The sequence below is a fragment of the Micromonospora sp. ALFpr18c genome, from assembly GCF_008868155.1.
Taxonomy (GTDB): domain Bacteria; phylum Actinomycetota; class Actinomycetes; order Mycobacteriales; family Micromonosporaceae; genus Micromonospora.
Genome location: NZ_WBKR01000219.1, coordinates 1 through 10,286, shown reverse-complemented (window position 1 = coordinate 10,286; position 10,286 = coordinate 1). Strand labels below are relative to the sequence as shown.

The window sequence follows — 10,286 nt, the reverse complement described above, 5'->3', positions numbered from 1 at the left end:
AGGGCGCGGAGGAAGCGCTCGGCGATCGGGACGGCCGAGGCGGCGCTGGCGCCGCCCTTCTCCACGAACACGGCGAACGCGACGTCACCCCGCCAGCCGACGAACCAGGCGTGCGTGTGGGCCGGGTCGTTGTCGTACTCGGCGGTGCCGGTCTTGCCGTACACCTCGCCGCCCGGCACGTCCTTGAGGGCGGTGCCGGTGCCGGCGGTCACCACCTCGCGCATCATGGTGCGCAGCGCCGAGACGGACTCCGGCTTGAGTTGCTCGCCGGCCGCGGCCGGCTTGGCCGGCGCGGGGTCGACCAGCAGCTTCGGCTGCTCGAACCGGCCCCGGGCGACGGCCGCCGTGGCACCGGCCATGGCCACCGGACTGACCAGTGTGGTGCCCTGACCGAACGAGGCCGCGGCCTGCTCGGCCGGGCTGCCGCCCGTCGACACCTTGCCGGTGAAGGCGTCGGTGCCGAGATCCCACTGACCCTCCAGGCCCAGCGACCGGCCGGCGGCGGCCAGCCCGTCGCCGCCCAGCTTCGGCGCCAAGGTGGCGAACGCGGTGTTGCAGGACTTGGCGAAGTCGGTGCGGAACGGCACCGAGCCGAGCTCGAAGTTGTCCGAGTTCTTGAAGGACCGGCCGTCGACGGTGGCCGTCTTCTTGCAGTCCACCGGCCCGTCGAGGGTGACCGCGCCCCGGTCCAGCAGGCCGAGCGCGCTGACCATCTTGAACGTCGAACCCGGAGGGACCTGGGCGTTGAACGCCAGGTTCTCGCCGGCCGGGCCGGGGCCGTTCGCGGCGGCGAGGACAGCGCCGTCGCTGATCCGTACCGCCACCAGCGAGGACCGGCGGGTCTCGGCGCGCAGCGCCTCGTCGGCGGCGTTCTGGGCGGCCACGTCCAGGGTGGTCTTCAGCGCCTGCCCCGGCTGGGGCTCCCGGCGGAACAGTTCGGTGCCGGTGGCCTCCAACGTGCCGCCCTCGGCGGGACGCTCGACGACCACGGTCAACCCGGGGGTGCCGCGCAGACGGTCGTCGTAGCGGCCCTGCAGTCCGCCGTGGCCGACCAGGTCACCGACCGCGTACCGGTCGGGGTGCGCGGCCAAATCGTCGGCCTGCGCCTGATCGACCGAACCGAGCAGCGCGCGGGCGAACTCCCGGGTCGGAGCCAGGTCGAGCTTGGCGGAGATGAACGTGGTGCCGGGCAGGTCGTCGATCCGTGGCTTGATCTGGCGGTACGCCTCCTCGCGCAGCGTCACCACCTCGACGAAGGCACCCGGCTCGGCCTTGGCCACCCGTTCGGGCAGGTCCGCCAGGTCGACCGCCGGGACCAGCGCCGGACGGATCGCCTTGAAGGCCGCGTCGAGGTCCTTGACCAGCTTCTTGATGTCGGCGACCCCGTCGGGCTGCACCCCCACCCGGATCACCGGGCGAGGGGCGACGATCGGCTGCCCGGCGGCGTCCAGCACCCCGGCGCGGGGAGCGGCGTCGCGGCGCAACCCCAGCCGGTCACCCTTGGTGAGCTGCTCGTGCAGGACCCGGGGCTCCCAGATCACCTGCCACTGGTCGTCGTCGCCCTGGGCGAGCCGCACCTCGCGGTCGTACGCCCAGCGGGTCTGACCGGGCAGGGTCCACTCCACCTGGACCGTCGCGGTCGCGATGTCCTTGGTGACCTTCGGTTCGCCGCGGCGGGTCAGCTTGGGCGGGCTGCCCGCCAGCTCGCCGGAGAGTTCCTTGATCTCGCGGCTCACCTCGGCGGCCGGCAGCTTGCCGCCCGTCGGGCCCACCAGCCCGACCGCCTGGAGGTCACCGCTGCGCCAGCCGGCCAGGAAGGCGTCGACGCTGCGCTCCGGGCCGTCGTCGCCCGAGCAGGCGGCCAGGACGCCGGCGGTGAGGAGCGCCGCCGTGACGGCGGCGACCCGCCGCCGGGCGGGGTTCGGTCGGTGGGGCCGGGGGTACGACAGGAGCATGACGCGAGGTCCTTCCGATCTCGGGCTGCCCTGCACGGTAGTACGAGAACCCTGTCCCCAACGTCCCCTCATGTGGCCGGACGTGCGGAAAGAGGGTGGGTGCCGGTGTGATGAACATCGCGCGGCGGGGTATCCCGCATCCGGCCAACCTCGGACCCGCAACGGGTGAAAGGACAAAGTCCCGATCCGGACGTCCGGCCAGTGGTCCGCCGACAAAGGCGAAGAACGTCAGGGCCTAGGCTGGGCGGCAGAGTGACCCACAACGCGGTGGGTCGAGGGGAGTGGCACCGATGGACCGGCGTCCGGCGATCAAACCGGAACCCGACCTCCGGCAGGATGACTCCGGCCGGGACGACGACAGCTTCGATTCCGCGACCGACGGGGACGGCTACGGCCGACTCGACACGGGCGTCACCGGCCTCACCGGGGCGAGCATCGACACCATCTACGATCTGGGCCTGCCGACCGAGGCGTTGGCCGACGACGTGGAGGACGCCGAGCTCGACGAACCGGTACCGAATGCGGAGCGCCTGGTAGCCCAGGCCGTCGCACTCGCCGGGGACGACCACGACGCGGCGACCCTGGTGGGTCGTTTCTGGCGGTTCGCCCCGGACGAGGAGCTGGTCGGCTTCACGGCGGAAGAGATGCTCGACGCGGCCCGGGCACACCGGGACCTCGCTCAACAACGGGTGCCCGGCGAGCTGAAGCTGCGGATCCACGAACCGTACGCGGACCAGCACCACACGGTCGTCGAGATCGTCACCGACGACATGCCGTTCCTGGTCGACTCGGTGACCGCGCTGCTCAACTCGTACCACCTGGATGTGCACCTGCTGGTGCACCCGCTGGTGGTGGTGCGGCGGGAGCCGTTGGGTCGGCTCACCGAGGTCTCCGCCGACGTGGAGCCGGACGACGCGATCGCCGGCGACATCATCGAGAGCTGGATGCGGATCGAGATCGACCCGGTCCGGGACGCGGCCGAGCGGGACCGGCTGCGCCGCGAGCTGCAGCGGGTGCTCACCGACGTCCGCGAGGCGGTGGAGGACTGGCCGAAGATGCGTCAGCGCGCCCTCGCGCTCGCCGACGAGCTGGCCTCGGCCCGCACCTCCGACGACCGTCCGCCGGTGCCGGAGAAGGACATCACCGACTCGGTGGAGCTGCTGCGGTGGCTCGCCCACGACCACTTCACCTTCCTCGGCTACCGCGAGTACCGGTTGGTCGACGCTCCCGGCGGGAACGCCGCGGACCCGGTCGACGGCAAGGCCCTCGAAGCGGTGCTCGGCACCGGTCTGGGCATCCTGCGCTCCGATTCGCCGGAGGCCCGGTCGCTGTCGTCCATGACACCCGAGGCACACGAGAAGGTGCTGGAAAAGCGCCTGCTCATCATCACCAAGGCCAACTCGCGGGCCACCGTGCACCGCTCGGCGTACCTGGACTACATCGGCTTCAAGATCTTCAACTCCGCCGGTGACGTGATCGGCGAACGGCGCTTCCTGGGTCTGTTCTCCACCGCCGCGTACCGCACCAGCGTGCGCGAGCTTCCGGTGGTGCGCCGTAAGGTCGCCGAGGTCCTGGACCGCTCCGGCCTGAGCCAGCGCAGCCACTCCGGCAAGGATCTGATCCAGATCCTGGAGACCTACCCGCGCGACGAGCTGTTCCAGATCAAGACCGACGACCTGTACCACGCGGTGGTCGGTGTGCTGCGGATGGCGGGGCGGCGGCAGCTGCGGGTGTTCCTGCGCCGGGACGCGTACGGGCGGTTCATCTCCTGCCTCATCTACCTGCCCCGGGACCGGTTCACCACGCAGAACCGGCTGCGCATGCAGGACATCCTGCTGCGTGAGCTGAACGGTGTCGGGGTGGACTACACCACCCGGGTCACCGAGTCGATGCTCGCCCGGATCCACTTCATCGTCCGCACCGATCCCACCCGGCCGCCCGGCGACATCGACGCCGACCTGCTGGCCGAGGAGCTGGCCGACGCGACCCGGCTCTGGGACGACGACTACCGGCTGGTGCTGGAGCGCAAGCTCGGCGACGAGCAGGCCAAGCACCTGTTCGCCCGGTACGCCGACGCGTTCCCGGAGGGCTACAAGGACGGGCACACGCCGTACGAGGCGATGAAGGACCTGGCCAAGCTGGAGCTGCTGGAGGAGCCCGGCCAGCTGGAGATGCACCTGTTCCGCAAGCAGCTCGCGCCCCGGCCGGGCACCCGGATGCCCGGTGCGGACCTGGCCGAGACGATGAACGTCCGGTTCAAGGTCTACCGGTACGGCGAGCCGATGATGCTCTCCGCCGTGCTGCCGGTGCTGCACTCACTCGGCGTGCGGGTGGTCGACGAGCACCCGTACGAGGTGGACCGGATCGACGGTCGGGTCTACCTGTACGACTTCGGCCTGATGCTGCCCGAGGGGCACCACGAGCTGGCCGAGGTGCGCCCGCACGTGGAGAACGCCTTCGCGGCGGCGTGGCGCGGTGAGGCCGAGGTGGACCGGTTCAACGAGCTGGTGCTGCGCGGCGGCCTGACCTGGCGGCAGGTGGTGGTGCTGCGGGCGTACGCGAAGTATCTGCGGCAGGCCGGCACGGTCTTCTCGCAGGACTACATGGAGCAGACCTTCGTCGCGTACCCGAAGCTGGCGAGTCTGCTGGTGGAGCTGTTCGAGACCCGGTTCGCGCCGGGCGACCTCAGCCCCGAGCAGCGTCAGCAGCGCAGCGGCGAGCTGGTGGAGACGATCCGGGGCGCGCTGGACGACGTGGCCAGCCTCGACCAGGACCGGATCCTGCGCTCGTACCTGACGCTGATCGAGGCGACCCTGCGCACGAGCTTCTACCAGAAGCGCGCCGACGGGCGGCCGAAGGCGTACGTGGCGTTCAAGCTCGACCCGCAGGCCATTCCGGACCTGCCGGCGCCGCGGCCGAAGTTCGAGATCTTCGTGTACTCGCCCCGCTTCGAGGGCGTGCACCTGCGGTTCGGGCCGGTGGCCCGGGGCGGGTTGCGCTGGTCCGACCGTCGCGAGGACTTCCGTACCGAGGTGCTGGGCCTGGTCAAGGCGCAGATGGTGAAGAACACCGTGATCGTGCCGGTGGGCGCCAAGGGCGGCTTCGTGCTCAAGCAGAAGCCGGGCGACCGGGACGAGGCGGTCGCCTGCTACCAGGAGTTCGTCGGCGCGATGCTGGACGTCACCGACAACATCGTCAGCGGGCAGATCGTGCCGCCCGAGGACGTGGTCCGGCACGACGCGGACGACCCGTACCTGGTGGTGGCGGCCGACAAGGGCACCGCGACGTTCTCCGACATCGCCAACGAGATCTCCACGGCGCACCACTTCTGGCTCGGTGACGCGTTCGCCTCCGGTGGTTCCGCCGGCTACGACCACAAGAAGATGGGCATCACCGCCCGGGGCGCCTGGGAGTCGGTGAAGCGGCACTTCCGGGAGCTGGGTCTGGACACCCAGACCGAGGACTTCACGGTGGTCGGCGTCGGCGACATGTCCGGCGACGTGTTCGGCAACGGGATGCTGCTCTCCGAGCACATCCGGCTGGTGGCCGCGTTCGACCACCGGCACATCTTCCTGGACCCGGAGCCGGATGCGGCCACCTCGTACGCGGAGCGGCGACGGCTGTTCGACCTGCCCCGTTCCTCCTGGGAGGACTACAACCCGGAGCTGATCTCGGCCGGCGGCGGCATCTTCGCGCGTACCGCCAAGTCGATCCCGATCACGCCGCAGGTCCGGGCGGCGATCGGCCTGGACGACGACGTCACGCAGATGTCGCCGCAGGACCTGATGAAGGCGATCGTCACCGCGCCGGTGGACCTGTTCTGGAACGGTGGCATCGGCACCTACGTCAAGGCGTCGACCCAGACCAACGCCGAGGTGGGCGACAAGTCCAACGACGCGATCCGGGTGGACGGGCGCAGCCTGCGCTGCCGGGTGGCCGGTGAGGGCGGAAACCTGGGTTGGACGCAGCTCGGCCGGATCGAGTACGCGTTGACCGGCGGCCGGATCTACACCGACTTCATCGACAACGCGGCCGGTGTGGACACCTCCGACCACGAGGTGAACATCAAGATCTTGCTGAACACCGCGGTCGCCGACGGCGAGCTGACCACGGCGGAGCGGGACGAGCTGCTGGCCGGGATGACCGACGAGGTCGCGGAGCTGGTGCTGCGGGACAACTACGACCAGGCTCGGGCGATCAACAACGCCCAGGCCCAGGCCGCCTCGCTGCTCCCGGTGCACCGCCGCATGATCAACGAGCTGGAGCGTTCGGGTGCGTTGGACCGGGCACTGGAGGCGCTGCCGCCGGACGAGGAACTGGCGGTCCGCGGCGAGTCCGGGCTGACCGCGCCGGAGTTCGCGGTGCTGCTCGCGTACGTGAAGATCGTCCTGGAGCGGGAGATCCTCACCGAGGGGTTGGCCGACGAGGAGTGGACGACCGAGGTGCTGGTCAACTACTTCCCGACGCCGATGCGCGAGCGGTTCGCCGACCGGATGGGCCGCCACCGGCTGCGCCGGGACATCGTCACGACCGTGCTGGTCAACGAGGCGATCAACCGGGGTGGCATCTCGTTCATCTTCCGGGTCGTCGAGGAGACCGCGGCCAGCGCGGCCGACGTGATCCGGGCGTACGTGGTGGTCCGCGAGGTGTTCGGGCTGCGTGACCTCTGGGACGCGGTCGAGGCGCTGGACAACAAGGTCTCTCCGGAGTTGCAGACCAGCGTCTACCTGGACACTCGCCGACTGCTGGACCGCGCGGTGCGCTGGCTGGTGACCAACCGGCGCTCGCCGATCGACGTGCCCACCGAGATCGCCCGCCTGCGGGACGGCGTGGCCCAGCTGCTGCCAGGGCTGGAGGAGCTGTTCTACGGCAGCGAACGGCAGGCCATCGGGGCGCACATGGACTCGATGACCGAGCGGGGGCTGCCCCGTGAGCTGGCGGAACGGGCGACCCGACTGATGTACAGCTTCGGCCTGCTGGACGTGGTGGAGACCACCACGCGCAGCGGCCGGGACGTCGGCGAGGTGGCGTCGGTCTACTTCGTGCTCTCCGACCTGTTCCGGGTGGACTCGCTGCTGTCGAAGATCTCCCTGCTGCCGAGGGAGGACCGCTGGCAGACTCTCGCCCGGATGGCGTTGCGCTACGACCTGTACGCCGCGCTGGCCGCGCTCACCGCCGAGGTGCTCGGTTCGACCGCGGAGGATGTGCCGCCGCACGAGCGGGTGCGGCAGTGGGAGCAGTCGAACGCCACGTCGATCCACCGCGCCCGACGGGCGATGGGTGAGTTCGACGAGTCGCGGGCGGATCTCGCCGCCCTGTCCGTGCTGCTGCGCCAGATCCGCACCCTGGTGCGGACCTCCGCCGCCGCCTGAGTCGGTACGCCGGACGCGGTCCGGCCGGTCGGGTCACCCCGGCCGGCCGGACCGCGTTCGTGTGGGCCGGTCACGCCACCAGGGTGGCGAAGACGACCACGTTGTCGCGGTAGCTCCTGGCGGCCTCGTCGAACTGTCCGCCGCAGGTGACCACCCGCAGGCCGGGCCGGTCGTTCGGCCCGTACACCACCTCGGTGGGGAAGGACGTTTTCGGGTACGACCGCACCGAGTCGACCTGGAAGGTCGCCGGTTGACCGTCGGCCCGCCGTACGGTGATCGTGTCACCGGGCGTGAGGGCGCCGAGGTCGAAGAAGACGGCCGGGCCCAGCTTCGCCGAGTCCACGTGCCCGACGATGACCGCGTTGCCGGTCTCGCCGGGGCTCGCCCCCGGCTCGTACCAGCCGGCCTGGTCGGCCTGCTCCAGCGGGGGGACCTGGACGGTGCCGTCCGGGTTGGTGCCCAGCGACATGATCGTCGCGTCGACGCCGATCCGGGGGATCTCGATGCTGGTGGGGGTGGAGCGCGCCAGTCCGGGTGGCGCGTCCCCCTGCGCGACGGGTGCGCCATCGAGCGGCGGAACGTCGGTGGCGGTGACCGCCGGTCCGGTGACCTCGGGGCCGGCCTGGGACAGCGGCTGCGGTGGGCGGGGAGCGGACGTGGTCTTCAGGGCCGCGCCGATCATGCCGGCCCCGATCATGGCGAGGGTGACGACGACGGCCGCGCCGGCGGCACGCCACGGTTTCCCGTGACGGCCGCCGGCCGGTGTCGCCGTCACGTCAGACGAGCGAACCATCGGTCCGCCGACGACGCATCAGCACGATCCCACCCAGCGCGGCAGCGCCGAGCAGGCTCGCCCCGCCGGTGGCCAGGCCACGGTCGGTGCCGGTGCTCACGCCACCGTCACCACCGTCGACACCGCCGTGCGGCAGCACGACCAGCTCACCCTCGCCGCAGGAGCCCTTGAGCTCGTAGCGACCCGGCTTCGCGTCCTTGTCGACCTTGGCCTCGCCGTAGTAGACGAACTCCCGCTCGTCGTCCCAGCGGTCCTCGTCCTTGCCGTAGTCACCGCGCTCGTCGGAGCCGTACTCGTCGCGGTCCTTGGACTCCCAGCCCTTGTCCGAGCCGTACTCGTCGGAGCCGCGTTCGTCGGAGCCGTACTCGTCGCGGTCCTTGGACTCCCAGCCCTTGTCCGAGCCGTACTCGTCGGAGCCGCGTTCGTCGGAGCTGTACTCCTCGGGGCTCTTGGACTCCCAGCCCTTCTTGTCCTCGTGGCCCTTCTCGTCGCGGCTGTCCTCCGCGTCCTGGCCGTGCTCCTCGCCCTTCCAGTCCTTGCTGTCCTCGTCGGCGTCGGCGTTGGCGTCGGCGGCAGCGCCGCCGCCCTGACCACCGGGCTGTTCGCCGTCGGCGGGCTGCGGCGTCTCCTCGCCGTTCTCGCCCCTGCCGTTCTCGCCCCTGCCGTTCTCGCCCCTGCCGTTCTCGTCCTTGCCCTCGTGGTCCTTGCCGTTCTCGTCCTTGCCGTGCTCGTCCTTGCCCTTGTCGTCCTTGCCGTGCTCGTCCTTGCCGTGCTCGTCCTTGCCCTTGTCGTCGTGGCCGGAGTTCTCCTCCTCGCGCCACTCGCCGCGGTCCTCGCCCCGGTCGTCGGCCGGCTTGAGCTTGACCTTGCCGGTGACCTTGGACCACACGTACGCGTGCTCCTGCCGATCCGGGCAGATCTCGAGGAGCTTGACCTCGTCGCCAGCCTTGACGACGTGCGGCTTGGCGTACACCTTGCCGTCATGGTCCTTGCCGCCGTCGTGGTGCCCATCTGCGAACGCGATTCCCGGCGCGAACACCAGGAGCGACGCGCCGCCGAGCGCGGCGCCCGCAACGACCTTCCCGAGCATCTTCTTAGCCATGACCTGCGTCACTCCATCCCTGTTGTCCTGAGCCCGGCGACAACCGAGCTAAGACCGACGTTAGACGGTTTCATGACCTATGAAGGGAAAGATTCGCGTTTTGACCTTTGATGCTGGTAAGAGGTGAAGGGGTGCTACGCGGCTTTCACGGCGTGCCGTGTCGTCTCGGATGCGTCGAGCCCTTGCGGGTGGCCCACGGTGTTGTGCGCCTCCCGTGTTCAACCCTCCGCTGCCACCCGGTAGTGCCGGGACTGATCCGCTCGTGCCGCCCGGCCTCACTCGGGGGGTATCGTCCGAGTCTGAGGCGGATTCCCGTGGCCCGACGCATCGAGTCATTGCCATGGAAGCGCTCCCATGCAAGAATCGGCGCACGCGGTTCGGGGAGCCACACCGCGCAGGCAGGCAGCCGAGGGCATCCGGTTCACCGGACGGCGTCCTGCCGCCGACCGCCCGGCCGCGTGCCGGTCGATCACCCCACCACCACCATCGCCCGTCCGGGTCGGGCACCCCCGAAGAATCCCGTTGGCGCCGGCGGCCGTCCGTGCAGGACGCCCACCGGGCCGTCCCGCCGGGCCGTACCTGGGCCCGGTCTCGCCCAAGGAGATCAGTGGCATGAATGTGTGGAGAAGGCTGTCCGGCCCACGCCGGGCCCTCGCGCTCGCCGGCGCGGGTGCCCTGGTCGCCGGCGGGCTGGTGACGATTCCCGTCACGGCGGCGCAGGCCGCCACGCAGTGCGACGTCGCATACACGAGCAACGACTGGCCCGGCGGCTTCACCGCGAGCATCACCATCAAGAACGTCGGCGACCCGCTCAACGGCTGGACCCTGGGCTGGACCTTCCCCAACTCCAGCCAGCGGGTGCAGCAGGGCTGGTCGGCCGAGTTCACGCAGTCCGGCAGCCAGGTCACCGCCCGGAGCCTGTCCTACAACGGCAGCCTCGCCACCGGCGCGTCCACGAGCATCGGCTTCAACGGCGCGTGGAGCGGCAGCAACCCGAAGCCGACCTCATTCACCCTCAACGGGGTGGCCTGCAACGGTGGCACCACCCCGCCGACCACCACACC

5 protein-coding genes are annotated in these 10,286 nt (G+C 70.7%); 2 read left to right on the top strand and 3 right to left on the bottom strand.

Annotated elements, in window-relative coordinates; translation table 11 throughout:
* Positions 1–1,955 (bottom strand): penicillin-binding transpeptidase domain-containing protein (locus tag F8271_RS27145; RefSeq protein WP_151492696.1); only part of this gene is annotated, 1,955 nt, incomplete at its 3' end.
* Between the two features lie 290 nt (positions 1,956–2,245).
* Here F8271_RS27145 and F8271_RS27140 point away from each other — a divergent pair.
* Positions 2,246–7,327 (top strand): NAD-glutamate dehydrogenase, encoded by a 5,082-nt coding sequence (locus tag F8271_RS27140; RefSeq protein WP_151492695.1) that lies wholly within the window; start codon positions 2,246–2,248, stop codon positions 7,325–7,327.
* A gap of 70 nt (positions 7,328–7,397) precedes the next feature.
* On the opposite strand, the gene F8271_RS27135 is transcribed toward F8271_RS27140, so the two are convergent.
* Together F8271_RS27135 and F8271_RS27130 are read right to left on the bottom strand one after the other, a co-directional pair.
* Positions 7,398–8,102, bottom strand: coding sequence for a class F sortase (locus F8271_RS27135; protein ID WP_151492694.1), 705 nt, complete (start codon positions 8,100–8,102; stop codon positions 7,398–7,400).
* Between the two features lies 1 nt (position 8,103).
* Positions 8,104–9,222: a hypothetical protein gene (locus F8271_RS27130; protein ID WP_151492693.1), complete on the bottom strand. Its 1,119-nt coding sequence runs from the start codon at positions 9,220–9,222 to the stop codon at positions 8,104–8,106.
* Positions 9,223–9,834: 612 nt separating this feature from the next.
* Here F8271_RS27130 and F8271_RS27125 point away from each other — a divergent pair.
* A partial coding sequence (locus F8271_RS27125) for a cellulose-binding domain-containing protein (protein WP_192580479.1) occupies positions 9,835–10,286 on the top strand: 452 nt, incomplete at its 3' end.